This window comes from Arthrobacter sp. 10T419, from assembly GCF_056394105.1.
In genome coordinates this window covers 129,712-156,305 of record NZ_JBFTHF010000009.1, presented here as the reverse complement: position 1 = coordinate 156,305, position 26,594 = coordinate 129,712, and the positions used below count along the sequence as shown (strand labels likewise).

At 67.5% G+C, this 26,594-nt stretch carries 22 protein-coding genes; all 22 read left to right on the top strand.

The window, feature by feature from the left end; all coding sequences use genetic code 11:
* Nucleotides 1-240 precede the first annotated feature (240 nt).
* The 22 genes from AC1DBD_RS15040 to dnaE all read left to right on the top strand — a co-directional run bounded on the left by AC1DBD_RS15040 (nt 241) and on the right by dnaE (nt 26,550).
* Nucleotides 241-612, top strand: coding sequence for a DUF3040 domain-containing protein (locus tag AC1DBD_RS15040; protein ID WP_175321592.1), 372 nt, complete (start codon nt 241-243; stop codon nt 610-612).
* A 351-nt stretch (nt 613-963) separates the two neighbouring features.
* Nucleotides 964-1,392 carry a division/cell wall cluster transcriptional repressor MraZ gene (gene mraZ, locus AC1DBD_RS15035; protein WP_056740915.1) on the top strand — a complete coding sequence of 143 codons (429 nt, stop codon included), beginning with the start codon at nt 964-966 and terminating at the stop codon, nt 1,390-1,392.
* A gap of 185 nt (nt 1,393-1,577) precedes the next feature.
* Nucleotides 1,578-2,579 (top strand): 16S rRNA (cytosine(1402)-N(4))-methyltransferase RsmH, encoded by a 1,002-nt coding sequence (rsmH, locus tag AC1DBD_RS15030; protein WP_476917443.1) that lies wholly within the window; start codon nt 1,578-1,580, stop codon nt 2,577-2,579.
* Nucleotides 2,576-3,247, top strand: coding sequence for a cell division protein FtsL (gene ftsL, locus AC1DBD_RS15025; RefSeq protein ID WP_441418886.1), 672 nt, complete (start codon nt 2,576-2,578; stop codon nt 3,245-3,247). The genes rsmH and ftsL overlap by 4 nt, the downstream gene beginning before the upstream one ends.
* Before the next feature lie 45 nt (nt 3,248-3,292).
* Nucleotides 3,293-5,095 (top strand): peptidoglycan D,D-transpeptidase FtsI family protein, encoded by a 1,803-nt coding sequence (locus AC1DBD_RS15020; protein WP_476982406.1) that lies wholly within the window; start codon nt 3,293-3,295, stop codon nt 5,093-5,095.
* A gap of 113 nt (nt 5,096-5,208) precedes the next feature.
* Nucleotides 5,209-6,864, top strand: coding sequence for a UDP-N-acetylmuramoyl-L-alanyl-D-glutamate--2,6-diaminopimelate ligase (locus AC1DBD_RS15015; RefSeq protein ID WP_476982405.1), 1,656 nt, complete (start codon nt 5,209-5,211; stop codon nt 6,862-6,864).
* 6 nt (nt 6,865-6,870) lie between these two features.
* Nucleotides 6,871-8,394, top strand: coding sequence for a UDP-N-acetylmuramoyl-tripeptide--D-alanyl-D-alanine ligase (locus AC1DBD_RS15010; RefSeq protein ID WP_476982404.1), 1,524 nt, complete (start codon nt 6,871-6,873; stop codon nt 8,392-8,394).
* On the top strand, nt 8,391-9,500 hold the full coding sequence (gene mraY, locus AC1DBD_RS15005; RefSeq protein WP_175321598.1) for a phospho-N-acetylmuramoyl-pentapeptide-transferase: 1,110 nt from the start codon (nt 8,391-8,393) through the stop codon (nt 9,498-9,500). Before AC1DBD_RS15010 ends, mraY begins: the two co-directional genes overlap by 4 nt.
* Entirely contained in the window at nt 9,482-11,083 is a 1,602-nt protein-coding gene (murD, locus tag AC1DBD_RS15000; RefSeq protein ID WP_476982403.1) for a UDP-N-acetylmuramoyl-L-alanine--D-glutamate ligase, read from the top strand. Before mraY ends, murD begins: the two co-directional genes overlap by 19 nt.
* Before the next feature lie 2 nt (nt 11,084-11,085).
* Nucleotides 11,086-12,600, top strand: a complete 1,515-nt coding sequence (ftsW, locus tag AC1DBD_RS14995) for a putative lipid II flippase FtsW (RefSeq protein WP_476982402.1) — start codon at nt 11,086-11,088, stop codon at nt 12,598-12,600.
* Nucleotides 12,601-12,606: 6 nt separating this feature from the next.
* Nucleotides 12,607-13,734 carry an undecaprenyldiphospho-muramoylpentapeptide beta-N-acetylglucosaminyltransferase gene (gene murG / locus AC1DBD_RS14990; protein ID WP_476917440.1) on the top strand — a complete coding sequence of 376 codons (1,128 nt, stop codon included), beginning with the start codon at nt 12,607-12,609 and terminating at the stop codon, nt 13,732-13,734.
* A 91-nt stretch (nt 13,735-13,825) separates the two neighbouring features.
* Complete coding sequence (gene murC / locus AC1DBD_RS14985) at nt 13,826-15,238, top strand: UDP-N-acetylmuramate--L-alanine ligase (protein WP_476982401.1); 1,413 nt, start codon at nt 13,826-13,828, stop codon at nt 15,236-15,238.
* Nucleotides 15,231-16,133: a cell division protein FtsQ/DivIB gene (locus AC1DBD_RS14980; RefSeq protein ID WP_476982400.1), complete on the top strand. Its 903-nt coding sequence runs from the start codon at nt 15,231-15,233 to the stop codon at nt 16,131-16,133. The genes murC and AC1DBD_RS14980 overlap by 8 nt, the downstream gene beginning before the upstream one ends.
* A 285-nt stretch (nt 16,134-16,418) precedes the next feature.
* Complete coding sequence (ftsZ, locus tag AC1DBD_RS14975; RefSeq protein ID WP_175321604.1) at nt 16,419-17,633, top strand: cell division protein FtsZ; 1,215 nt, start codon at nt 16,419-16,421, stop codon at nt 17,631-17,633.
* Nucleotides 17,634-17,762: 129 nt separating this feature from the next.
* The gene (locus tag AC1DBD_RS14970) at nt 17,763-18,521 is read left to right on the top strand and encodes a purine nucleoside phosphorylase YfiH/LACC1 family protein (protein ID WP_441418877.1); all 759 of its coding nucleotides are present in this window, start codon (nt 17,763-17,765) and stop codon (nt 18,519-18,521) included.
* Nucleotides 18,518-19,255, top strand: a complete 738-nt coding sequence (locus AC1DBD_RS14965; RefSeq protein WP_476982399.1) for a YggS family pyridoxal phosphate-dependent enzyme — start codon at nt 18,518-18,520, stop codon at nt 19,253-19,255. The genes AC1DBD_RS14970 and AC1DBD_RS14965 overlap by 4 nt, the downstream gene beginning before the upstream one ends.
* A gap of 101 nt (nt 19,256-19,356) precedes the next feature.
* Entirely contained in the window at nt 19,357-19,887 is a 531-nt protein-coding gene (locus tag AC1DBD_RS14960; protein ID WP_175321607.1) for a cell division protein SepF, read from the top strand.
* Nucleotides 19,888-20,037: 150 nt separating this feature from the next.
* Nucleotides 20,038-20,346, top strand: a complete 309-nt coding sequence (locus AC1DBD_RS14955) for a YggT family protein (RefSeq protein ID WP_441418875.1) — start codon at nt 20,038-20,040, stop codon at nt 20,344-20,346.
* Between the two features lie 150 nt (nt 20,347-20,496).
* Nucleotides 20,497-21,180, top strand: coding sequence for a DivIVA domain-containing protein (locus AC1DBD_RS14950; protein WP_476982398.1), 684 nt, complete (start codon nt 20,497-20,499; stop codon nt 21,178-21,180).
* A gap of 150 nt (nt 21,181-21,330) precedes the next feature.
* A complete protein-coding gene (gene lspA, locus AC1DBD_RS14945; protein WP_476982397.1) occupies nt 21,331-21,978 on the top strand; it encodes a signal peptidase II in 648 nt (215 codons plus the stop codon).
* Entirely contained in the window at nt 21,971-22,927 is a 957-nt protein-coding gene (locus AC1DBD_RS14940) for an RluA family pseudouridine synthase (RefSeq protein WP_476892745.1), read from the top strand. The genes lspA and AC1DBD_RS14940 overlap by 8 nt, the downstream gene beginning before the upstream one ends.
* A 65-nt stretch (nt 22,928-22,992) precedes the next feature.
* Complete coding sequence (gene dnaE / locus AC1DBD_RS14935) at nt 22,993-26,550, top strand: DNA polymerase III subunit alpha (protein ID WP_476982396.1); 3,558 nt, start codon at nt 22,993-22,995, stop codon at nt 26,548-26,550.
* The last annotated feature ends 44 nt before the right edge of the window (nt 26,551-26,594 follow it).

The following is a 26,594-nucleotide window of genomic DNA, read 5'->3' as shown; positions in this document are numbered from 1 at the left end:
CGGGCCTAGCGTCTTTCAGAACAGGGCGCAACAATCTATCCTTAGATATACATAGTTTTCGAACGACTGGATCGAACGTTCGGGTTGCCGGCCATGCCAACTAAACACCTTTCAGGGAACCGCGGATCCTTATTTCACCAATGACGGGAAACAAGGAACCAGCCGGCCATCCCGGTCGTTAGGGTTTTAGGGACAAGGACCGCGTCAAATCTGGACGTTGGTCGACTTAAGGAGGTCGTGATGCCGCTCTCGGAGCACGAACAGAAGTTGCTTGAGCAACTTGAGAAGCAGCTGCACGAGGACGATCCCAAGTTTGCCAGCTCGATGGGCTCGGATCCGGGTCGCTCCTGGTCCACCCGTCATCTGGTCATCGGGGTCCTCGGTGCCCTCGCTGGCATCCTGTTGCTGTTGCTGGGCGTCTCGTTGCAGAGCATCATCGTGGGTGTCCTTGGCTTCGTCGTCATGGGTGCCGGCGTTTACTTCGCGACCATGCGCAGCGCGGGCGGCAAATCCAAGTCCGGAGCCGCCGGCCGGAAGCCGGGCAAGCCGCGCAGTTCCTTCATGAGCAACCTGGAGGAGCGGTGGGAGGAAAGGCACCGCGGGGACGCCTGACACGTTCCCGGTTCCGTCGCCGCAACCGCCCCTCCATTCCGCCCACCGCGACCTCCGGTAGGCACCTAAAGACCCGCTTCGGCGGGTCTTTTGCCGTTAAGCCGGGCATCGACTGCTGCGTAGGTGCCCTTCCGGCTGCCCGGCCTCCCCGGGGCAAATCCCTCCACTGCGCCCCACTTTTGACGCTTCCCTTTATTTGCAACGGACATTTGTTTGAAAACTCGCCCAAAATTGCTCCAAAATGTCCCCGATGTCGTTGACGGGGGAGCGAAGTGGAGTAATGTGGAGGACGTAAGAGGGTAGTGGCAGCACGGGGACGTTGGACTTCCTACAACAGACAGGCGGTGGGCCGTGTTTCTCGGCACTCATTCGCCACGTCTGGACGAAAAGGGTCGAATCATCCTCCCGGCGAAGTTCCGCGAGGAACTTGCCGCCGGCCTGGTTCTCACAAGGGGCCAGGAACGTTGCATCTACGTCTTCAGCGAGGCGGAATTCGGCCGGGTTCACGAGCAGATGCGGGAGGCTCCAATCTCCTCCAAGCAGGCTCGTGACTACATCCGCGTTTTCCTCTCTGGAGCCTCCGACGAGGTGCCTGACAAGCAGGGGCGCGTGACGATTCCGCCGGCGCTCCGGGAATACGCAGGTCTCGGCAGGGAACTGGCCGTCATTGGCGCCGGCACCCGCGCGGAGATCTGGGACGCCCAGGCCTGGAACGAGTACCTGGCCGAAAAGGAAACAGCCTTCTCGGAAACCGACGACGCCATCCCGGGGATTCTCTGAAGCCCCGCAGGCGCCGGCACCATCAGCACCAACCGTTTCTTGATCGAGATCTCCAGCCGCCCATCCGGCAGTTCACCTGGCTCACTTCCCCGGAGCCAGGCGGACCGCAGGGTAGGCGCGGATGGGGATCTGGACCAAGAAGCACACCACCCGACAGGTACTTCCCGCAACGAAAGGACGCAGGCATGAGCGAAGACTCCAACCAGGCGAAGCCTACGTCCGAACGCCATGTACCGGTCCTCAAGGACCGGTGCATCAATTTGTTGGCACCGGCTTTCGAAGAAGCGCGACGCCGCGGCGAGACGCCCGTCGTCGTCGATGCGACGCTCGGCATGGGGGGCCACTCCGAAGCCATGCTGCAGCGGTTTCCGGACCTGCACCTGATCGGCATCGACCGTGACGAGGAGGCTCTCGCCCTTGCCGGCGAACGCCTCAAGCCTTTCGCGGACCGGATCGACCTGGTCCACGCGGTGTACGACGAAATCCCCGAGGTCCTGGAAGACCTTGGCTTCACCGAAGTCCACGGCATCCTGATGGACCTCGGCGTTTCCTCGCTGCAGCTCGACGAGCGCGAACGCGGCTTCGCCTACTCCTTCGACGCGCCGCTGGACATGCGGATGGACACCGGCCGCGGCCAGACCGCCGCCGACGTCGTGAACAACTACAGCGAAGAAGACCTCGTCCGGATCATCCGGAAGTGGGGCGAGGAGAAGTTCGCCGGCCGGATCGCCAACCGGATCGTCGCCGCCCGCGCCGAAAAGCCCTTCACTACCACCGGGGAACTTGTCGAGACCATCCGCGCCGTGGTGCCCTCCGGTGCCGCCAAGTCCGGCGGCCACCCCGCGAAGCGGACCTTCCAGGCCCTCAGGATCGAGGTCAACGAGGAACTCGAGGTCCTGGAGCGTGCAATTCCGGCGGCCGTGGCCTCGATCGCCCTCGGCGGCCGCGTTGTCGTCATGTCCTACCACTCGCTGGAAGACAAGATCGTCAAGGGAGTCTTCCAGGCCGGTTCCAAGTCCTCGGCCCCGCTCGGTTTCCCGGTGGAGCTTGAGGAACATAAAGCCGAACTCAAGACCCTGACGAAGGGCACCGAGGTGCCCACCGCCGCAGAAATCGCAGAAAACCCACGCGCTGCCTCCGCCAGGCTCCGCGCCGTGGAACGCATCAAAGCCAGGAGAGTCGCATGAGCACCGCCGCCGTCAACAGCTTCCCCGTTGCCACAGCTGCCACGGCCCGTGCCCTCCCGGACCTGCACCCGGGTGCGCCCGCACGCAAGTCCCGCACTCCGCTCTCCGTCGTCCGCTCCGTTCCGCGCAAGCGCCGGGCACCGTTCGTCGTGATGTGCTTCGGAATCCTGGCCCTTGCGCTGATGGCGGTGCTGGTCCTGAACATCTCGGTCTCCTCGGCGCAGTACCAGCTGGTGGAGCTGCGGGCCAAGCAGTCCACGCTGACCAAGCAGAACCAGGACCTCACCCAGCAGGTGCAGAATTTTGACGCCCCGCAGAACCTGGCTGCCAAGGCCACGGAGCTGGGCATGGTGGCCTCCACGGTCAAGGGCCAGATTGACCTGTCCACCCTCGCGGTGACCGGCCAGGCCAAGCCCGCCGTCAAGGGCGACGCCCCCGGTGCCGTCATTGCCGCGCCGGCCGTTGCCGGCCAGGTCAATGTGGTTCCGGCCGCCACGGCGAATGAACCCCTCCTGAGCCGCAAGCCGGCCGCGAGCATTCCGGCAGCTGCAGGCGGTGCACCGGCCGTGCCCGCGGCAAAGGCCCCGGCCGTCCGGGCGCCCGCCCTGTCCGTGAACCTGTACGGCGGCTCCGTTCCCGCCCCCGCGCAGAAGGTCCCCGGGAAATAGCCGACGGGACCGACCACCAGCCCAGGCGAGCAGCAAGGAAACATCGTGGCGCAGAACACCGGCAAGGCACGGACAGGCAAGACGCCGAGCGCCACGCGGCGACTGCGGCTCGGACTGGGCATCATGCTCACGCTCCTGTTGGTAGTGGGCGGGAAGCTGTTTCTGGTGCAGGGCCTCGACGTCGGCGGCATGGCTGAGGCAGCCCTCAAGAACCGGCTGAAGCCGATTGAGCTGCCCGCGGAGCGCGGCAGCATCCTTGACGCCAACGGCACCGTCCTGGCCAGCAGCGTGATCCGTTACAACGTCGTGGTTGACCAGACCGTCAACACCAACACCGAATCCTTCCCGCGGCTCGAAAAGGTCGACGGGAAGGACACCGTCGTCAAGATCCCGCGTGACCAGGGCATCGAAGAGCTCGCGACCGTGCTCGGCATGAAGAAAGACGACCTCAAGGCGGCGGTGACCGGGACGTCGCGCTACTACATCGTGGCGAAGGACATCAGGCCCGACGTCGAGGACCGCATCTCCAAACTCCAGGTGCCCGGCATCGTCACCGAGGGCACCAGCAAGCGGGTCTACCCCAACGGCTCGGTGGCGGGCGGAATCGTCGGCTTCCTCAAGGACGGCACCACCGGCCAGGCCGGGCTGGAGCAAACCCAAGACGAGGTGCTCAAGGGCACCGCGGGCAAGCGGCTGTTCGAGATTGGCGCCGACGGGCTGCGCATCCCGGTGGGCGTGGACCAGTTCACGCCGGCCGTCAACGGCAAGGACATCAAGCTCACGCTGAACTCGGACCTGCAGTACTTTGCCCAGCAGGCCATCCAAAGCCAGAAGGACAAACTCAGCGCGGAGTGGGGCATCATCGTCGTCTCAGACGCCAAGAACGGCAACATTATCGCGATGGCCGACACCGACGCGCCGGACCCCAATGATCCAGGCAAGGTCGCCGCCAAGGACCGCGGAGTCCGTGCGGTGACCGCCGCCTACGAGCCGGGCTCGGTGGAGAAGATGATCACCGCCGCGTCCGCCATCGAGGAGGGCACCGCCCGGCCGCTGGATAAATTCATCATCCCGCCGAGCTACACGGTGGACGGCCAGACGTTCACCGACGCCTTCGAACACGGCACCGAGAAGAGGACCCTGGCGGGCATCGTAGGCTATTCCATGAATACCGGGACGGTCATGGTGGGCCGGCGGCTCAGCAAGGAAAAACGGCACGACTGGCTGCAAAAGTTCGGCATCGGCGAGGCACCGGACATCGGCCTGCCCGCCGAGTCCAAAGGCATCCTCACGCCGGCCGACCAATGGGACGGCCGCCAGCAATACACCGTGCTCTTCGGCCAGGGCGTGGCCCAGTCGACGCTGCAGACGGTCCGCGCCTACCAGAGCATCGCCAATGACGGCGTCATGGTCCAGCCGCGCCTGATCGACAGCTACGTCAACCCGGACGGCACCGAAGAGAAAGTCCCGGCCAAGCCCACCCGCCAAGTTGTCTCCAAGAACACCGCCAAGCAGGTCCGCGACATCCTGGAAAGCGCCGTCACCGAAGGCGAGATCAAGGACGCCGCGATTGACGGTTACCGCGTGGGCGCCAAGACCGGCACCTCCGAGTCGCCGTGCGACGACGGCAAGTCGGGTTTCTGCGGCTACACGGCCTCGATGGTGGGGATGGCGCCGATGGACGATCCGCGGTTTATTGTTGAAGTGGTCCTGCAACGGCCCAAGGGCAGCATCTACGGCATCACGAACGGACCCGTGTTCCGTTCGGTCATGAGCCAGACGCTGCGCACGTACAACGTTGAGCCGTCCACCGGTAAACCGGTCAGGCTGCCGCAGTACGCCAAGTAGCACCCAGCTTCACGAGTCAGCAGCAACAACCAGTTCCACGCAGCAGGGCCTGCGTGCGGGGCAATCCTCCGCGCGCGGCGCACGCTGCCCCAGTACCGCAAACGGAGATCCCTTTGTCAGAGCTCAATGCCCAGGACGCGGCCGCCGCGCCGTCCGGCCAGGACTCCACTTCGGCGTTCCGGCCGACGGCGGTTGCCGCGGTGCCGCTCGAAACCATCGGTGAGTGGATCGGCGTCGTCGTTCCCGGCTCCTCCGCCGCCGTCCCGGTCACCGGGATCTCGCTGAACTCCCGGGCCGTCCGGCCGGGGGACCTGTACGTCGCCCTGCCCGGTGCCACCCGGCACGGCGCGGACTTTGTGTCCCAGGCGGTCGACGCCGGCGCCGTCGCGGTACTGACCGACGACGCCGGCGCCCGCCTCCTGGCGCTCTCCAACGACATCTCCGTGCCGGTACTGCTGACCGATGAGCCGCGCAGCCTGGTCGGGCGCCTCTCCGCGCTGATCTACCAGAGCCGGCCGGAGCACTCCGCGGCGCCGGCCCTGTTCGGCGTCACCGGAACCAACGGCAAGACGACCACCACCTACTTCATCAACTCCCTGCTCCAGGCGCTGGGCAAAAAGACCGGGTTGATCGGGACCATCGAGATCCTGGCCGGCGGCGAAGCGATCCCCAGCCTCCTGACGACCCCCGAGTCGACGGACGTGCACGCCCTGCTGGCCCTCATGCGCGAACGCGGCCTGGACGCCGCGTCCATGGAGGTCTCCTCGCACGCCATCTCCTTCCACCGGGTCGACGGCGTGGTGTTCGACGTCGCCGGCTTCACCAACCTCACCCAGGACCATCTGGACCTGCACGGGACCATGGAGGAGTACTTCCAGACAAAGGCCCGGCTCTTCACGGCAGAGCGCGCCCGTGCCGCCGTCGTGACCGTTGACGATGAGTGGGGCCGAAAGCTGGCCGCCGACGCCGGCATCCCCGTCACCACGCTCGCCACGGGCTCCGACGCAGCAGAAGCGGTTGCTCCGGGAGCGGACTGGAGGGTTGTGGACCCCCAGCCGCGCAGCCTCGGCACCGAGTTCGGCCTGCGCCACCGGGCCGGTACCGAACTGCGCCTGCACACCGGGCTGCCCGGCAGCTTCAATGTCGCCAACGCCGCCCTGGCCACGGCCATGGTGCTCGCCACCGGTATCTCCGCGGCCGAGGTGCAAGCCGCCCTGGACAGCGCGGACCCCTTCACCGTGGCCGTCCCCGGCCGTATGCAGCTCGTTGCGACGGCTCCGGCCGCCGTGGTCGACTTCGCCCACAACCCGGATGCCCTCGCCCGGGCGCTTGAGGCAGTGCGCTCCCAGACGCCGGGGTCCAAGGTGATCGTCGTCTTCGGCGCCACCGGCCAGCGCGACCAGGGCAAGCGGCCCGCGATGGGAGCGATTGCGGCCCGGCTTGCGGACATCGTGATCGTCAGCGACGACGACCCGCACGATGAGGACGCGGCAGCCATCCGCGCCGACGTGATGGCCGGAGCCATCGAGGCCAAAACCGCGGAGGGCCTCGGCTGCACGGTCCTGGAGGTCTTCCCCCGCGACGCCGCCATCCGCAAGGCGGTGGAACTCGCCGGCCCGGAGGACACCATCCTGGTTGCCGGGCGCGGCCACGAGGTCTGGCAGGAAGTCAAGGGCGTCAACCTGGCGCTCGATGACCGGGTGGAGCTGCGGACCGCCTTGACAGTACGAGGATTCACCGTTCTCGATGACCAGCGGATAGAGTCCTAAACCGAGATGATTGCATTTACAGCGGCGGAAATCGCCGAAATAACCAACGGCCGGCTGGCCGCCGAACCGGGCCTCACGCCCGGCTCTGTGGTGACCGACTCCCGCGAGGCCACGGCGGGTTCCCTCTATGTGGCCAAGCCGGGGGAGGCCGCCGACGGGCACGATTTCGTGGCCGCCGCCTTCGAACGCGGTGCCGTCCTGGCCCTAGTGGAGCGGGACGTCCCCGCCGCTGACGGGCAGAATTTCCCCGCAGTCGTCGTTGCGGACTCGGTCCTTGCCATGGGCGCCCTCGCTGCTGAAGCGGTGCGCAGGATCCGTGCCCGCCGCGCAGCCCGCGGCGAGGAACTCACCGTGATCGGGATCACCGGGTCCGCGGGAAAGACCACCACCAAGGACCTGCTGGCCGGGATCCTCGCCGAACACGGCGAAACGGTGGCGCCCCAGGGTTCCTACAACGGCGAGGTCGGCGTTCCGCTGACCGTCTTCAAGGCCGGCTATGAGACCCGCTACCTCGTGATCGAGATGGGCGCCACCGGCGTCGGGCACATTCGCTACCTCGCGGACATGGTCCGCCCGGAGATCGGTGTGGTGCTGGCCGTCGGCACGGCCCACGCCGGTGAATTCGGCGGCGTCGAAAACATCACCCTGGCCAAGGGCGAACTGGTCGAGGCCCTCCCCGCCGACGGCACGGCCGTGCTGAACCTGGACGACGCGAGGGTGGCTGCGATGTCCGCGCGGACCTCCGCGACGGTCCTCGGTTTCTCCGCCCAGCCCGCCCGGGGCGGCCAGCAGGCCGCCATCCAGGCCGAAAACGTCGAGTTGAACGCCGGGGGAAGCCCTGAATTCGACCTCCTGCTTCCGGGCGAGAGCGCGCGGCACCACGTCTCGGCCAAGCTGATCGGGGCCCACCACGTGGGCAACCTGCTCGCCGCGGCCGGGGCGGCCCACGCCGCCGGAATCCCCGGCGCGCAGATCGCCGCCTCGCTGAGCGCCCAGGCGGCTGCCAGCCGCTGGCGGATGGAACGCACCGAACGGCCCGACGGCGTGACCATCATCAACGACGCCTACAACGCCAACCCCGAATCGATGCGCGCCGCCCTGCGGACGCTGGCGGACCTGGGCCGTGGCCGCCGGACCTGGGCCGTGCTCGGCGCGATGCTGGAACTCGGCGAGGACTCCATCCGGGAGCACACCGCCGTCGGCACCCAGGTGGTCCGGCTCAACATCTCCCGGCTGCTGGTAATCGGACGCGAGGCCCGAGCGCTCTACGTCTCGGCCGTCAACGAGGGCTCCTGGGGGGACGAATGCCTGTTTGCCGAAACCGCGGACGAGGCCTACGAAATCCTGCGCTCCGAACTGGAGCCCGGTGACCTCGTCCTCTTCAAGTCTTCCAACAGCATCGGGCTGCGCCATCTGGGGGATCGGATAGCATTACCCCCACATGCGCCGGACGCGCCGGCCGGAAGCTCGGCCGGAAACACTGCTGAATCCGCCGCCGGAACCGCCACTGAAGGGAGTGCGCTGCTGTGATCGCACTGCTGATGGGCTCCGGTCTGGCCCTGCTGCTCTCCTTCCTGGGGACCCCGCTCTTCATCCGCTTCCTGGTCCGCAAGAGCTACGGACAATTCATCCGGGACGACGGACCCACCTCGCACCACACCAAGCGCGGCACGCCGACAATGGGCGGGACGGTGGTGGTGGTCGCGGTACTGGTCAGCTACGGCATCACGCACCTGGTCATGTGGATGATGAACCCCCGGTCGCCGGGGCCGTCCGCCTCGGCCCTGCTCCTGCTCTTCCTCATGGTCGGCATGGGCCTGGTCGGGTTCCTGGACGACTTCATCAAGATTTCCGCGCAGCGCAGCCTGGGCCTCAATGCCAAGGCCAAGCTGATCTTGCAGGCCGCGGTCGGCATCATCTTCGCGGTCCTGGCCCTCAACTTCCCGGACGAGAACAACGTCACACCGGCGTCGTACCAGATCTCGCTGGTGCGGGACATCCCGTGGCTGAACCTCGCGTTCGGCGGCACCGTGCTGGGCGCCATCCTGTTTGTGCTGTGGTCCAACCTGATTGTCACCGCAGCGACCAACGGGGTAAACCTCACGGATGGCCTGGACGGCCTGGCCGCGGGCGCCTCCGTGATGGTCTTCGGGGCCTACACGATCATCGGGATCTGGCAGAGCAACCAGGCCTGCGGCTCGCCCCGGCAGGCCGGCGCCGGCTGCTACACCGTGCGTGACCCGCTCGACCTCGCCTTGCTTGCCGCCATCCTCAGCGCCGCGCTGGTCGGGTTCCTGTGGTGGAACACCTCGCCGGCGAAGATCTTCATGGGCGACACCGGGTCGCTGGCCATTGGCGGCGCCGTCGCCGGCTTCGCCATCCTGTCCCGGACCGAACTGCTGCTCGCCTTCATCGGCGGCCTCTTCGTCCTGATCACCCTCTCGGTCATCATCCAGGTCGGCTACTTCAAGATCACCAAGGGCAAACGGTTCTTCAAGATGGCCCCGCTGCAGCACCACTTCGAACTCAAGGGCTGGGCGGAAGTGACCGTCGTGGTCCGGTTCTGGATCCTCTGCGGGCTCTTCGTCGCCGCGGGCCTGGGCATCTTCTACGCCGAATGGGTGGTGCTGCTGTGAGCGGGAACATTCCCGAGCCGCTGGCCACGTCCCCGCGGCTGGACACGCTGACCACCTGGGACTCGGACTGGGCCGGCCTCCGCGTGGTCGTCACCGGCATCGGCATCTCCGGTTTCGCCGCCGCCGACACCCTGATCGAACTCGGCGCCCGGGTGGTCGTGGTGGACGCCGCGGACAGCGCGAAGGCCCGCGCCCAGGCGGACACACTCCGGATCGTCGGTGCCGCGGACGTACTGCTCGGCGACGACGCCGTCGCGTCGGTGCCCAGGGTCGACGGCGAGAAGCCCGAACTGATCGTTACCTCGCCCGGCTGGCGGCCCGACCAGTCCCTGCTGGCCGCCGCCGCACGGGCACACATCCCGATCTGGGGCGACGTCGAACTCGCCTGGCGGGTCCGGGAACGCGAGGGCCGCAAGACGGCCGACTGGCTCACCATCACCGGCACCAACGGCAAGACCACGACCGTCGGCCTGACCGAATCGATGCTGCAGGCCGCCGGACTCAAGGCGATCGCGGTCGGCAACGTCGGCACGCCGATCCTGGACGCCCTCCGCGACCCGGTGGACTACGACGTCTTCGCCGTCGAACTCTCAAGCTTCCAGCTGCACTGGAGCCACTCCGTGTCGCCGGTCGCCAGCGTGTGCCTGAACGTCGCCGAAGACCACGTGGACTGGCACGGCTCCTACGACTCCTACCTGGCGGACAAGGCCAAGGTCTACGAGCGCACACAGAAGGCGTGCATCTACAACGCCGAGCAGATTGAAACCGAGCGCATGGTGGAAGACGCCGACGTCGTCGAGGGTTGCCGCGCGGTGGGCTTCACAACCGTCACCCCGGCGATCAGCATGGTCGGCGTCGTCGAAGGCCTGCTCGTGGACCGCGCCTTCATTCCCGAGCGCAAGGACAGCGCCGCCGAACTGGCGGCAATGTCCGACCTCGGACCCGTGGCGCCCCGGCACATGGTTGCCAACGCCCTCGCCGCGGCCGCCCTCGTGCGCGCCTACGGGGTGGAGCCGTCCGCCGTTCGCCAGGGGCTGCAGAACTACCTGCCGGGGGACCACCGCATCCAGCCGGTCGCCCGCCACGAAGGCGTGCTTTGGATCAACGACTCCAAGGCCACGAACCCGCACGCCGCGGCCGCCTCACTGTCCGCTTTCCAGAACGTGGTGTGGATCGCCGGCGGCCTGTCCAAGGGTGTGAATTACGACTCACTGGTCCGGGACAACGCCGCCCGGCTCAAGGCTGTGGTGCTGATCGGCACGGACTCGTCCGGCCTGCTGGCCTCGCTCCAGCGACACGCGCCGGATGTCCCCGTGATCGGCCAGGCCAAGGGTGACACTGAAAACGTGCAGACTGCCGAAACGGCCCACGCCGACGCAGGCCCCTCGCCAATTTACGGCGAGACCGTGATGGCACGGGCCGTCGCGTCGGCGGCACAGCTGGCCACCTCGGGGGACACTGTGCTTCTGGCCCCGGCAGCTGCATCCATGGATCAGTTCTCTTCCTATGCTCACCGTGGCGACGCCTTCATCGAAGCTGTCCGCGAGCTCGTGGAAGGGCAGGCTCAGACCACCGAGGAGTAGCAATGGTCAGCACGCCCACCCGTCCCGCCGCGGCGCGGACGGCCGCCCCAGGCACTAAACCAAGCAGCAATACAGCCAGGACACCCGTTCGGACGGCGAGCACAAGAGCCGCGGCCGCCGGACCGGTTCCAACACCCGCAGCCCGGGTCCGGGGCTGGTACCGCGGCTTCTGGTCGGCACTGGAAGGCACCGGCAAGTCCCGGAACGGTTCCACGTACTACCTCATCCTCGGCTCCACCCTCGCGCTGACCGCGATCGGCATCATGATGGTGCTCTCCGCGTCGAGCGTGGAGGCGATCGCGGCAGGGGAGTCGCCCTACTCCGCAGCCCTGAAGCAGGGGCTTTTCGCGGCCATCGGCGTCTTCGTCATGTTCGTCCTGTCCCGTGTGAACGTGGTGTGGCTCAAACGCATCGCCTGGTTCGCCATCCTCGGGGCGCTCGTCCTGCTGGTCCTGGTGCTCCTGGTGGGCCGCAGCGCGCTGGGCAACCAGAACTGGATCGAAGTCGGCGGTATCACCTTCCAGCCTTCCGAGGCGGCCAAACTGGCGCTGGCGCTCTGGATGGCCACGGTGCTGCACGCCAAGGCCAAGCTCCTCCATCAGGCCAAGCACGCCCTGATTCCCGTGGTGCTCCCGGGGGCGGCCGGGGTGATCGGCCTGATCCTGCTGGGCAACGACCTCGGCACGGCCATGATCGTCATGATGATCACGGCCGCCGCCCTGTACTTTGCCGGGGTGCGGCTGTATCTCTTCGGCATCGCCGGTGTGGTCCTGGCCGTGGGCACGGTGGTGCTCGCCATCACCAGCCCCAACCGGGTTTGCCGCATCCTGTCCTGGACAGGACAGACCTGCGCCGACGGCTCGGACGTAAACTACCAGTCCACCAACGGCCTCTACGCCCTGGCCTCCGGCGGCTGGTTCGGCGTCGGACTGGGCCAGAGCCGGCAGAAGTACAGCTGGATCCCGGAGGCCCACAACGACTTCATTTTCGCCATCATCGGCGAAGAGCTTGGCCTGATCGGCACCGTCGTGGTCCTGGTCCTGTTCGCGGTCCTGGGCACGGCCATCTACCGCGTCGTGGTGGCCCAGCAGGATTTGTTCCACCGCGTCCTCGCCGGCGCGATTATGGTGTGGCTGCTGGGCCAGGCCACCGTCAACATGGCAGTGGTCACCGGCTTGCTCCCCGTTATTGGCGTACCGCTGCCGTTTATCTCCTACGGCGGCTCGGCCCTGCTGATGTCGCTATGTGCCATCGGCGTAGTGTTGTCGTTGGCCCGGGCCCAGATGGAGCCGAACATGCAGCCGAAGGGGATGCTCAAGTTCGGGCCTGCGGGCTTCGCCAAAGTACTCCGCAAGCGGGCGGGGGCCAGGAGCGCTGCCAGGCGTCCGGCCGCGGCGGCGTCTGCCAAGGCCCCGGCTGCCAGGCCGGCTGCCGAACCGATTACAGCCAGCTCGCCCGGCCGGAAGCCCGGCACCAGGACCCCCGCCCCCAAGAATCCCGCACGGAAGCGTACCTAGCCCACCATGAACACCAAGTCGTCCCTGTCCGTCGTCCTCGCCGGCGGCGGCACTGCCGGGCATATCAGCCCGCTGCTGGCCATCGCCAACGCCATCCTTGAGGTCCGGCCCGAGGCGCAACTCCTCGCCGTCGGCACCCCCGGTGGCATGGAAGCCCGCCTGGTCCCGGCCGCGGGGCTGGAGCTCGCCACGGTGAGCCGGGTTCCGTTTCCACGCAAACCTTCGATCGAACTGCTGCGGCTCCCCGGCAAGCTCGCCGGCGCCGTGCGGCAGGCCGGCGCCATCCTCGACGAAGCCAGGGCAGACGTCCTCGTTGGCGTCGGCGGCTACGTCTGCACGCCGCTGTATCTTGCCGCGTGGCGCCGCAAGATTCCGATTGTGGTGCACGAGGCCAACACCCGGCCCGGGCTCGCCAACCGCGTCGGTGCCCGGCTCAGCCGGCATGTGGCCGTAGCTTTCGCCGCGACCCGGCTGCGCGGGGCGCGGCACGTCGGCATGCCGATGCGGCGCGAAATCTCGGGCCTGGACCGGACGGCGGCCCGCGAGGCCGCACGCACGGCCCTCGGCCTGGAACAGGACAAGCCCACCCTGATCGTCACCGGCGGCTCCTCCGGCGCGCAAAGCATCAACCGCGCCGTCGCCGCCTCTGTCACGGCCCTGGCCGAGGCCGGCATCCAGACCCTGCACATCACCGGGCGGGGCAAGACCGTCCATGATGCCCAGGGCAAGCTGCTGGCCGCGCCCGGCTACCGCCAGGTGGAGTACGTCGACGGCATGGAACTGGCCTACGCCGCCGCCGACTTGCTGCTGGCGCGCTCCGGCGCCGCAACCGTCTGCGAGGTCGCCGCCGTCGGCGTCCCGGCCGTTTTCGTCCCGCTTCCGATCGGGAACGGCGAGCAGGCCCTGAACGCCGCCGGCCTGGTCGACGCGGACGCCGCGCTCCTGGTCGAAGACAGCGCCTTCGACGCCGACTGGGTCGCCGGCCACATCATCCCGCTGCTGCGTGAGCCCGCCCGGCTGGACCGGATGGCCGCCGCCGCGGAACAGCTCGGCATCCGGGACGCAGACCGGCGGATGGCCGCCCTGGTCCTCGAAGCCGCGCAGTCCCCGGCCAGCACCGCCGCAACTCCGTGACCAGGACAGAACCGACCGGAACAGCAGCTTTGAACGACCGAGCACTTTGAACACCGAGCACTTTGAACAGCAGGCAGGAAGCGGTAAAGCAATGACCCAGGCCCAGAACGGCACCCCGCCGGCGGTCCGCACCCAGGACTCCCTGGGGCGCGTGCACTTCATCGGCATCGGCGGCGTGGGGATGTCCGCCGTCGCGCGCATCATGGTGGCCCGCGGCGTGCCGGTGAGCGGCTCCGACGCCAAAGACCTGCCGGTGATGGCCGAACTCGCCGCGGCCGGCGCGCGGATCGCCGTCGGCTATGACCCGGCAAACCTGGGCGACGCGCAGACCGTCGTCGCCGGTTCGGCCATCCGCCCGGACAACCCCGAGCTGGCCGCCGCCCGCGCCGCCGGGCTGCCGGTGCTGCACCGCTCCGAGGCCCTGGCCGCGACGATGGCGCAGGACACGGCCGTCACGGTCGCCGGCACGCACGGCAAGTCCACCACGACGTCGATGATCACGGTGCTCCTGCAGGGCGCCGGGCTGGACCCGTCCTTCGCCATCGGCGCCAACGTCCCCGCCCTGGGGGTCAACGCGGCCACCGGAACCTCCCCGGTCTTCGTCGCGGAAGCAGATGAATCGGACGGTTCGTTCCTGAACTACCGCCCGCAGATCGCGGTCGTGACCAACGTCGAGCCGGACCACCTGGATTACTACGGCACGGCGGAGGCCGTCTATGCCTCCTTCGACCGCTTCACCGAGCTGCTGCCCGCTGACGGCCTGCTGGTGGCCTGTGCCGACGACGACGGCGCCCGCGCCCTCGCGCTGCGCACCCGGGACCGGGGCAACACCCGCGTGCTCCTCTACGGCACCGCGGCGGACGCCGACGTGAGGCTGCACGACGGCGGACCGGGCGACGTCTGGATCTCGACGCCCGCAGGCCGCTTTGCCGTCGAACTCCAAGTGCCCGGCCGGCACAACGCGCTCAACGCCGCCGCGGCCTTCGCGGTGGCGCTCGAACTCGGTATCGCCCCGGAAACCGCCGCCGGCGCGCTGGCCAACTTCTCCGGCGCCTCACGCCGCTTCGAATTCAAGGGCGCGGGCCGCGGCGTGCGCGTCTACGACGACTACGCCCACCATCCCACCGAGGTCCGGGCGGCCCTCGCCGCGGCTCGCTCGGTGGCCGGCGAACACCGGGTCCACGTCCTCTTCCAGCCCCACCTGTTCTCCCGGACCCGGGAGTTCGCGCACGAGTTCGCGGAGGCCCTCAACGCCGCTGACACCGCGCTGGTGCTGGAGATCTACCCGGCCCGGGAAGATCCCATTCCCGGCGTTACCAGCCAGCTGATCGCGGACCACCTCGGCCGGGGCGGGCGGCTGGTGGGCCCCGGCGACGAGGCTGTCACGGCTGTGCTCGAGGCCGCGGCTCCGGGGGACATCGTCCTCACGGCCGGCGCGGGCGACGTCACTGCCTACGGCCCGCTCATCGTCGAGGCGTTGACGGTCGAGGCGCCCGGTGGCTAGCACGCGCCGGCCCCCTTACCCCACCGGCCCGCGCGGGTCTGCCTCCGACCGGCCGGCGGCAGGGCAGGAGGACGTCATCTCGGCGTCCAAGGCGGACCACGCAGGCACCTCTTCCGCCGGCACGGCCCCAGCCGGAGACCCGGCCGGGGCCGGCACGCCGCAGCCTCAGGGCGGCAATGTGCTCGCCTTCCCCGAACCGAAGGCCAAACGGCGGCGCCGGATCATCCTCACGACGGTGGCCGCAATTGCGGTGCTCATCGCAGGGATCGTGGCAGCGGCCGTGTACTCGCCGTGGCTTGCCGTTCACACCGTCACCGTGGAGGGCAACCGGATCCTCAGCACTCAACAGGTCAAGGCCGCCCTGGCGCCGCTTCAGGGTAAGCCCCTGACACAGATCAGCGATGAGGAAGTGAGCGGGCTGTTGCAGCCCCTGGTCCAGGTCAAAGCCGTCACCACCCAGGCCCGGCCGCCGTCCACGCTTCAGGTCCGAATCACCGAGCGCGTCCCGGTGGCTCTGGTCAAGCAGGCCGAGGTGTACCAGCTGGTCGACGTCGACGGCGTGCAGCTCGGAAAGGCCAAGGACCCGGCTTCGATAAAGCTTCCGGTCATCGAAAGTGGCCGAGGCGCGCTGCCCAAGGACCTGTTCCACGCCATCACCGGGGTTCTCGGGGCGCTCCCGCCGGACGTCCTGGCCCGGCTCTCCGATGCCTCGGCCAAGTCCGTGGACGCCGTGGAACTCAAACTCGTGGACGGCCAGACGATCGTCTGGGGCAACGCGGGGGAGAAGGAGCTGAAAGCCAGGGTGCTCACGGCCCTGCTGAAGGCGCCCGCGGATCCCAAAAACCCAGTGGCAATCTACGACGTCAGCGTGCCCCGGCACCCGGTCACCCGATAGCTCTCCATCACTTACATCGCGCCGTGCGCGGGCGATAGTGGAAATGGTGCATCCGCCGGGACCCGGCGCAGCCACCAGGCAGCAAAAAAGCAGAAACGGACGGCATTTCCCCGGTATTACCGCGACACGCGGAGCCGGTTATTGAATGTCCTCTGGATAGGAAATAGCGTCACAGACATGAGTTACTTGACATAACTATAACCTTCAACTGGAAGGTTAAGGTTCAAAGCCTCAAGCTCGACTCCATCAGTTTTCGCAATAGAACACGAACAAGGGACACGTAACGTGGCAGCTCCGCAGAATTACTTGGCCGTCATCAAGGTCGTCGGCATCGGCGGCGGTGGCGTGAACGCAGTCAACCGCATGATCGAGGTCGGTCTTCGCGGCGTCGAATTCATCGCCATCAACACGGACGCGCAGGCGCTGTTGATGTCCGATGCAGACGTCAAGCTCGACGTCGGACGCGAACTGACCCGCGGCCTGGGAGCCGGTGCGAATCCTGAGGTCGGCAGGCAGGCAGCAGAGGACCACGCCGACGAGATCGAAGAGGTCATCCGTGGCGCCGACATGGTCTTCGTGACCGCCGGCGAAGGCGGCGGCACCGGCACCGGCGGCGCACCCGTCGTGGCCCGCATCGCACGCTCCCTCGGCGCGCTGACCATCGGCGTCGTCACCCGCCCGTTCACCTTCGAGGGCCGACGCCGCGCCGGCTCCGCCGAAGCCGGCATCGACGCCCTGCGCGACGAGGTCGACACCCTGATCGTCATTCCGAACGACCGGCTGCTCTCCATCAGCGACCGCAACGTCTCTGTGCTGGACGCTTTCCGCTCCGCCGACCAGGTCCTGCTCTCCGGTGTCCAGGGCATCACCGACCTGATCACCACCCCGGGCCTGATCAACCTTGACTTCGCGGACGTCAAGTCCGTGATGCAGGGTGCCGGTTCCGCGCTCATGGGCATCGGTTCGGCCCGCGGCGAAGACCGCGCCGTCAAGGCTGCCGAGCTGGCCATCGCCTCGCCGCTGCTGGAGGCCTCCATCGACGGCGCCCACGGCGTCCTGCTCTCCATCCAGGGCGGATCGGACCTGGGCCTGTTCGAAATCAACGAGGCAGCCCGCCTGGTGCAGGAAGTGGCCCACCCGGAGGCCAACATCATCTTCGGCGCCGTGATCGACGACGCCCTCGGCGACGAAGCCCGCGTGACCGTCATCGCGGCCGGGTTCGACGACGTCAAGGCCACCTCGCCGTCGATGGACCAGTCCCAGCCCGCTCCGGCCCGCCCTGCCGCTCCCGCCCCGGCTCCGGCCCAGGCGCCCGCTTCCGCGCCGGTCCAGCCGCTGCACGCCGGCGTCGGTGCCTCCGGGCTCAGCAACTGGGGCCAGCAGCGCCCCTCGGCCGTGCCGGCCGACTCGGGCTTTGATGTGGACCTGCCCTCCGTCGTCGAACCGGATCTCTCCGGCCGCCACTCGGACGACCTGGATGTGCCTGACTTCCTGAAGTAGGCATCGGTCCAAGAAGCAGCAATCAGCACCATGGCACTGCCTCCGGCGGTGCCATGGTGCTTTGGCGGGGTTACGGTGTTTGGTATGGGTTTTTCAATGATTCCGGTTCCTGAAGTGGCGGTGTGCTGAGTGTTCTCCTGGCGAGCTGAGGTGCGGCCCGGTGTCTGGGCGGCCTTCACCAACGTTGCGGCGGGCAACCTGGCGCTCCATGTCGGGGACAACCCGGCCGCGGTGCGCCGGCGCCGGGAAATGCTCGAGCGGGCCGCCGGGCTCGGCTCACGCCGCTTCCGGTTCATGAACCAGGTCCACGGCAGCGAGGTGGCCCTCATCTCCAGCGCCGGCACTGCCCTGGCCTCCGGCCCAGCGCACGCCGATGCGGCCACCGCCGATGCGCCAACCGCCGACGCCATGGTCTCCACCGGGGAGCCGCTGGCGGTCATGGTGGCCGACTGCGTGCCGATCGTGCTGGTGGGAGAGGGCGGCCCCGCGGAGCCGGTGCTCGGCGTCGTACATGCCGGAAGGCCGGGCCTGGCCGCCGGTGTGGTGCCGGCCGCGGTGGCGCGGATGCGTGCTCTGGGAGCCGCGGACATCGGTGCCTGGATCGGCCCTTCCATCTGCGGGAACTGCTATGAGGTTCCGGAAGCCATGCGCGCGGACGTCGCGGCAATCGTCCCGGCGGCCTGGTGCACGACCGCCCAGGGCACCCCGGGGCTGGACCTGCCGGCCGGGGTCCGCAGCCAGCTCGAAGCCGAGGGGGTCGCCGTCGAATACTCCGGCGGCTGCACCCGCGAGGACGAGGGCCTGTACTCCTACCGGCGCAACAGCCGCACGGGCCGGTTTGCGGGCCTGGTCTGGACCGGCGACGAAGCTGCCGGAGTAGCCAAATGACCGTGCCGGCGGCAGCGGCAGGACATCCGCGCCTCGATCAGCTCCGCGAACGGCTCGACGCCGTGCGGCAACGGATCAACGCCGCGGCGGCCGACGCCGGACGGGACGCCGCGCCGCAGCTGATCGTGGTGACCAAATTCCACCCGGCCGAGGACGTCGCGCGGCTCGCCGCCCTCGGCGTCACCGACGTCGGCGAAAACCGCGACCAGGAAGCAGCGGACAAGGCGGCCCGGCTGCAGGAACTGCAACTGCGCTGGCACTTCATCGGCCAGCTGCAAAGCAACAAAGCCAAATCCGTCGTGAAGTACGCCCACGCCGTGCATTCCGTGGACCGGCCGCAACTCGTCGACGCCCTGGCCAAGGCGGTACGCGCGGAGCAGGAGCGAACCGGCCGCGGGGACCTCGAGTGCTTCATCCAGGTCAGCCTGGATGAGGACGCCGACGGCCACCGCGGCGGCGCATTGCCCGCGGACGTCCCGGCCCTGGGCGAACAGCTCTCCGCGGCGGCCGGACTCCGGCTGGCCGGCGTGATGGCCGTGGCGCCGCTGGGTGCGGCGCCGGAGGGGGCGTTCAAGAAGCTGGCGGAAATCTCCGCTCGGCTGCGCGCTGACCATCCGCAGGCCACGGCCATCTCCGCCGGAATGAGCCAGGACCTCGAGGCGGCCATCCGGTTCGGGGCGACACACCTTCGAATAGGCTCCGATATTCTCGGTCCGCGCCCGGCCTTGCGGTAGGTTCAACGTATTGGAAGGTAATGGCGGGGATTCCAATGAAGTGACTCCAGAACTGTCGAGTCACTAAGCGGCCCCCATACGGACACGATTAGGAGTCGACCATGGCTGGCGGTCTGCGCAAGACAATGATCTATCTTGGGCTCGCTGATGGCGACGAACACTACGAGTCCGAGCATCACACACCGCACAAGGATGAGGACGATTCCATGGAGCACGACCGCGAAGAGCGCCGCGCGCCGGCACCCGTCCGCGAAGCCCCCAGGGAAGAGCCCTACGCCGCTGAAGAGGAATACCGCGCACCCGTGACACCCATCAAGCGAGCGGCCGCCAGCCGCGAAGAGACCACCGGCCTCCGGCAGATCACCACGATCCACCCGCGGTCCTACAACGACGCCAAGCTCATCGGTGAAAGCTTCCGTGACGGCATCCCCGTCATCATGAACGTCACCGACATGGGGGAGGCGGACGCGAAGCGCCTCGTCGATTTCTCCGCAGGTCTGGTGTTCGGCCTGCGCGGCAGCATCGAGCGAGTGACCAACAAGGTGTTCCTGCTCTCGCCGTCGTACGTCGAAGTGATCGGTGACGACAAGAAGGTCAGCGAGACGCAGGCCGCCTTCTTCAACCAGAGCTAGCCCAGGATTCCCGTTCGGATGCCAGGCAGGGGTACCTGCCTGGCATCCGTGCTGAGGTTTCCGTGTTGGAATAGACGTGTTGGAATGGATGCGCAACCACTGTCAGGACACTGCGGTATCCGGAATGATCATGGAGATATGAGTTAACTCATGGGAATTGTTTTCGGACTTGTCTATATCGCACTGCTGCTCTTTTTTGTCGCCCTGATCATCCGCCTGATCTTCGACTGGGTGCAGATGTTCGCCCGCAGTTGGCGTCCGCGCGGCGTGGCGCTCGTCACCGCCCACACTGTGTACTCAATCACAGACAAGCCCCTCAAACTGCTAGGCCGGATCCTCCCGCCGCTGCGGCTCGGCGGAATTTCGCTGGACCTGGCGTTCCTGGTGCTCTTCCTGGCCGTCTCCGTGGCCATGGGCTTCGCCAGGTACTTCACCTACGCGCAGCCGATCGCCACGTAATCCGGCAACGGACCCGGTCCGCTTGCCACAAAAGATAAAAACTCCGGTTTGACACTGCGGTGTTGAATTAGAGGAACCAGACCATATTTAGGTACCGTAGTTTTGACGGCCGGAAGGCCTACTGACTAACTAGACCAACGAGGTGACCAGATGGCTTTGACGCCAGAAGACGTTGTCAACAAGCGCTTTCAGCCGACCAAGTTCCGCGAAGGCTACGACCAGGACGAAGTTGATGACTTCCTGGACGAGATCGTCGTTGAACTGCGACGCCTGAACCAGGAGAACGACGAGCTGCGCAAGAAGCTCGCCGAAGCCGGTTCCGGCACGGCCGCCAGCTCCGCTGCTGGCGCTCCCGTCGTGGAGAAGGTGCCGGCAGCCGTCAAGGCCGAGAAGGAAGACCGCGCCAAGGCAGAAGCCGAGGCAAAGGCCGCCGATGCCGCCGCCGCCAAGAAGAAGGAAGCCGAGAAGGCTCCCGCTCCGGCAGCAGCCCCGGCCCCCGTCGCCGCCACCGCGTCCGCCGAGTCCGCTGCCGGCCTGCTGGCCATGGCGCAGCAGATGCACGACAAGCACGTCGCCGACGGCGAACAGCAGCGTGACAAGATCATCGCCGAAGCGCAGATCGAAGCCAGCAGCCTCGTCAACGACGCGCAGGAAAAGTCCCGCAAGATCCTGGGTGCCCTCGAGCAGCAGCGCTCCGTGCTGGAACGCAAGGTCGAGCAGCTCCGCGGCTTCGAGCGCGACTACCGGTCCCGTCTGAAGGCCTACATCGAAGGCCAGCTGCGTGACCTGGACGCCCGTGGTTCGGTTGCGGCCCCCGAGGTCGAAGCCAACTAGGACGTTTTACAAGTATTCTGAAAGCCGGTGGCTGAGGACTCCTCGGCCACCGGCTTTTGGCATTAACCGCCGCCTTCGCGGCCTCCTTCGGGTGCCTGCACGCGCAAGCAGCAAGCCCCCAGCCACCCCCGGCACCGGAACGAAAGCACTATGACTGACGCACCAACCCCAGACGCCGCCCAGCCCGCGGACGCCGTCCAGCCCGCGCCGTCCGCGGACGCCGCAGCGGCGCCGGCGCGCAAACCGCGCCGCGCCCTGCTGCTCACCCTTTTCGCCGGATTCGCGGTATTCGCCTACGTGTTCGACCAGCTGACCAAACTCTGGGTCACGTCGACCATGACCGAGGGGGAACGGATCCCGGTGCTGCCGCCTCTGCTGCACTGGTACTACATCCGCAACTCCGGTGCCGCGTTCTCGATCGGTGAGAACGTCACGTGGGTCTTCACGATCATCATGGCGGCGGTGTCCATCGCGATCCTGCTGCAGCTGCGCAAGCTCGGCTCCGCCTGGTGGGCGCTGGCGCTGGGGCTGCTGCTGGGCGGCGCGCTGGGCAACCTCACCGACCGGCTGTTCCGCGAACCTTCGTTCGCGATGGGCCATGTGGTGGACTTCATCCAGCTGCCCAACTTCGCGATCTTCAACATCGCCGATTCAGCCGTGGTGTCCTCGGTCGTCATCATCTGCCTGCTAACGCTGCGCGGTGTGGCGCTTGACGGCTCACGGCTGAACCCGCGCCGGGACAGCAGCGCCGGCCGGCCGGCTGTGCTGGAAGAAAACGGACGGGAACACAATGTCTGAGCCCGGCCCGGCCAATGCGCCGGAACGCCGGCACTTCACCGTCCCGGCGGAGCTGGCCGGCGTCCGGGTGGACGCCGGGCTGGCGAAGCTGATGGAGATCTCCCGGTCGCAGGCGGCCACGCTGATCGCGGAGGGCAACGTCAGCAGCCATGGCAAAGCCGTGGGGAAGTCCCTCAAGCTCAGCGCCGGCGGCGAGCTCGACGTCGTTGTGCCGGAGCGCCGGGACCCGCTGGAAGTTGTGGAGGAAGTTGTGGAAGGCCTAAAAATCCTGCTGGACGACGACGAGTTCGTCGTCGTCGATAAACCCGTTGGTGTGGCAGCGCACCCGTCGCCCGGCTGGGTCGGGCCGACGGTCGTCGGCGGCCTTGCCGGCGCCGGTTATCGGATCTCCACCTCCGGCTCGCCGGAACGCGCCGGGATCGTGCACCGGCTCGACGTCGGCACCTCCGGGGTCATGGTGGTCGCCAAGACCGAGAACGCCTATACGGCGCTCAAGCGGGCCTTCAAGGAGCGCACCGTGGACAAGGTCTACCACGCCGTCGTCCAGGGCCTGCCGGACCCGCTGGCCGGCACCATCGACGCGCCCATCGGCCGCCACCCCGGCCACGACTGGCGCTTCGCCGTGATCGAGGACGGGCGCGACTCGATCACCCACTACGAGGTGCTGGAAGCCTTCGGCAAGGCCTCGCTCGTGGAGGTGCACCTGGAAACCGGCCGCACGCACCAGATCCGGGTGCACTTCGCGGCGCTGCGCCACCCCTGCGCCGGGGACCTGACCTATGGGGCTGACCCCCGGCTCGCGGCCACCCTGGGCCTGACCCGGCAGTGGCTGCATGCCCGGCAGCTGTCCTTCGACCACCCCCGGACCGGGGAGCGGGTCACCGTGACCAGCGAGTACCCGCAGGACCTGAAGTATGCCCTCGAAGTGTTGGAGTCCGGCAACGCCTAGCGGAGGTCCGCACCTACCGCCGCGCCGGGCACGTGGGTGTCGCTGCCCGGCACTAGAATGATTCGGTGACTTCCAGCAACAACTCGTTCGTCCACCTCCACAACCACACCGAGTACTCCATGTTGGACGGCGCGGCGCGCCTCGGGGAACTCTTTGATGAGACCGAGCGGTTGGGCATGCCCGCCCTGGCCACCACCGACCATGGCTACCTCTTCGGGGCGTTCGACTTCTGGAAGCGGGCCACCGACAAGGGCATCAAGCCGATCATCGGTGTCGAGGCCTATGTCACGCCGGGGACCGCGCGCACGGACAAGACCCGCGTGCGCTGGGGCGAAGAGAACCAGCGCAAGGACGACATCTCCGGCGGTGGCGCCTACACGCACATGACGCTGCTGAGCTACAACAACGTCGGCATGCGGAACCTGTTCCGTGCCTCCTCGATCGCCTCCCTGGACTCCGTCTTCGGCAAGTGGCCGCGGCTGGACCGCGAGCTGCTGAATACCTATTCCGAGGGCCTGATCGCGACCACCGGCTGCCCGTCCGGCGAAGTCCAGACGCGGCTCCGGCTCGGGCAGTACCGGGAAGCCCTCGAGGCCGCGGCCGAGTTCCGCGACATCTTCGGCGCCGAGAACTACTTCTGCGAACTCATGGACCACGGCCTGGACATCGAGCGGCGCGTCACCGGGGACCTGCTGCGGCTGGCCAAGGAACTGAACCTCCCGCTGGTGGCCACGAACGACCTGCACTACACGCACGAGCACGACGCCAAGGCGCACGAAGCCCTGCTGGCCATCCAGTCCGGCTCCACCCTGCTGGAGCCCACGTATGACAACGGCGGTTCACGCTTCGCCTTCTCCGGCAGCGGCTACTACCTGAAGTCGCCGCAGGAAATGCGGGAACTGTTCCGCGACCACCCCGACGCCTGCGACAACACGCTGCTGATCGCCGAACGCTGCGAAGTGTCGTTCAATACCGGCGCCAACTACATGCCCCGCTTCCCCTGCCCCGAAGGGGAGGACGAGACGTCCTGGCTGGTCAAGGAAGTGGACAAGGGCCTCCACTACCGCTACCCCCAGGGCATCCCGGACAAGGTCCGCCAGCAGGCCGACTACGAGCTCGAAGTCATCACCTCGATGGGTTTCCCGGGCTACTTCCTGGTGGTGGCCGACTTCATCAACTGGGCCAAGAACAACGGCATCCGGGTGGGCCCCGGCCGTGGCTCCGGTGCCGGCTCCATGGTGGCCTACGCCATGCGCATCACCGACCTGGACCCGCTGCACCACGGCCTGATCTTCGAGCGCTTCCTGAACCCGGACCGCGTCTCCATGCCCGACTTCGACGTCGACTTCGATGACCGGCGCCGCTCCGAAGTAATCGACTATGTGACTCGCAAGTACGGCGACGAACGCGTCGCCATGATCGTCACCTACGGCACGATCAAGACCAAACAGGCCCTCAAGGATTCCTCCCGCGTGCTGGGCTACCCGTTCAGCATGGGCGAGCAGCTCACGAAGGCGCTGCCGCCCGCCGTGATGGCCAAGGACATTCCGCTGGCCGACATCCAGAACCCCGAGGCCAAGCGCTACGGTGAGGCCGGGGACTTCCGGCAGCTGATCAGCACGGACCCGGAAGCCGCGAAGGTCTTCGAGACCGCGCTCGGCATCGAGGGCCTGAAGCGGCAGTGGGGTGTCCACGCCGCCGGCGTCATCATGTCCTCGGACCCCATCATCGACGTCATCCCGATCATGCGCCGCTTCCAGGACGGCCAGGTCATCACGCAGTTCGACTACCCGACCTCCGAGGGCCTCGGCCTGATCAAGATGGACTTCCTCGGGCTGCGGAACCTGACGATCATTTCCGACGCACTGGAAAACATCAAAATGAACCGCGGCGTGGACCTGGACCTCGAATCCCTCGCCCTGGACGATGCCGCCTCCTACGAGCTGCTGGCCCGCGGCGACACCCTGGGCGTCTTCCAGCTCGACGGCGGCCCCATGCGCTCCCTGCTCAAGCTGATGAAGCCTGACAACTTCGAAGACATCTCCGCCGTGCTGGCGCTGTACCGCCCGGGACCGATGGGCGCCAACGCGCACACCGACTACGCGCTGCGCAAGAACAAGATCCAGGACGTCATCCCGATCCACCCCGAGCTCGAGGAGCCGCTCGCCGAGATCCTCGGCGGCACCTACGGCCTGATCGTGTACCAGGAGCAGGTCATGGCGGTGGCGCAGAAGCTCGCCGGCTACACCCTGGGCCAGGCCGATATCCTGCGCCGCGCCATGGGCAAGAAGAAGAAATCCGAGCTGGACAAGCAGTTCGCCGGCTTCTCCCAGGGCATGCAGGACAACGGCTACTCGATGGCCGCGGTCAAGACCCTTTGGGACATCCTGCTGCCCTTCTCCGACTACGCGTTCAACAAGGCGCACTCCGCCGCGTACGGCGTGATCTCCTACTGGACCGCGTACCTGAAGGCCCACTACGCGCCGGAATACATGGCGGCCCTGCTCACCTCCGTCGGCGACGACAAGGACAAATCGGCGATCTACCTCAACGAATGCCGCCGCATGGGCATCACCGTGCTGCCGCCGGACGTCAACGAGTCAGCGCTCAACTTCACCCCGGTCGGCAACGACATCCGCTTCGGCATGGGAGCCATCCGCAACGTCGGCGCCAACGCCGTCGACGCGATGGTGGCCGCCCGCGAACGCGAAGGCGCCTACACCTCCTTCAAGGACTACCTGATGAAGGTCCCGGCGGTGGTCTGCAACAAGCGCACCATCGAATCCCTGATCAAGGCCGGCGCCTTCGACTCGCTCGGCCACCACCGCCGTGCCCTGGCCATGATCCACGAAGAAGCCATCGACTCGGTCATCACGCTCAAGCGCAACGAGGCGATCGGACAGTTCGACCTGTTCGCCGGCATCGATGACACCGAGTCGGAGTCCTCGCTGAGCATCGAGATCCCCGAACTGCCCGAGTGGGAGAAGAAAGACAAGCTCTCCTTCGAACGCGACATGCTCGGACTCTACGTCTCGGACCACCCGCTGCAGGGCCTCGAGGGGCTGCTCAGCCAGCACGCGGACCAGTCGATCACCTCGATCATCGCCGAGGACGGACCGCACGACGGCGCGATCATCACCATCGCGGGCATGATCACCTCGCTCAGCCGCCGGATCGCCAAGGCCAGCGGCAACGCCTACGCGCGCGCCGAGATCGAGGACCTCGGCGGCTCTGTGGAAGTGATGTTCTTCGGCCAGGTCTACGGACCGATCGCCTCGGTTTTGGCCGAGGACCTGATCGTCGTCGTCAAGGGCCGGCTGCAGCGCCGCGACGACGGCGCGGTGGCCCTGAACTGCATGGAACTCTCGGTGCCGGACCTCAGCGAAAGCCTGGACGGGCCGCTGGTGATCACCATGCCGACGCACAAGGCCACCGAGGCCGTGGTGAACGAACTCGGTGAAGTCCTCAGGACCCACCGGGGCAAATCGGAGGTGCGCCTGCACCTGCACGGCGATTCCCGGGTGGAGGTCATGGGCCTGCCCGTGCATCTGCGCGTCAACCCCAGCCCGTCCCTGTTCGGCGACCTGAAGGTGCTGCTCGGCCCGACCTGCCTGGACAGCTGACCCCCGTTTCGACGGTTCCCTGCTGGCTCGACGCCGCTGAGCGT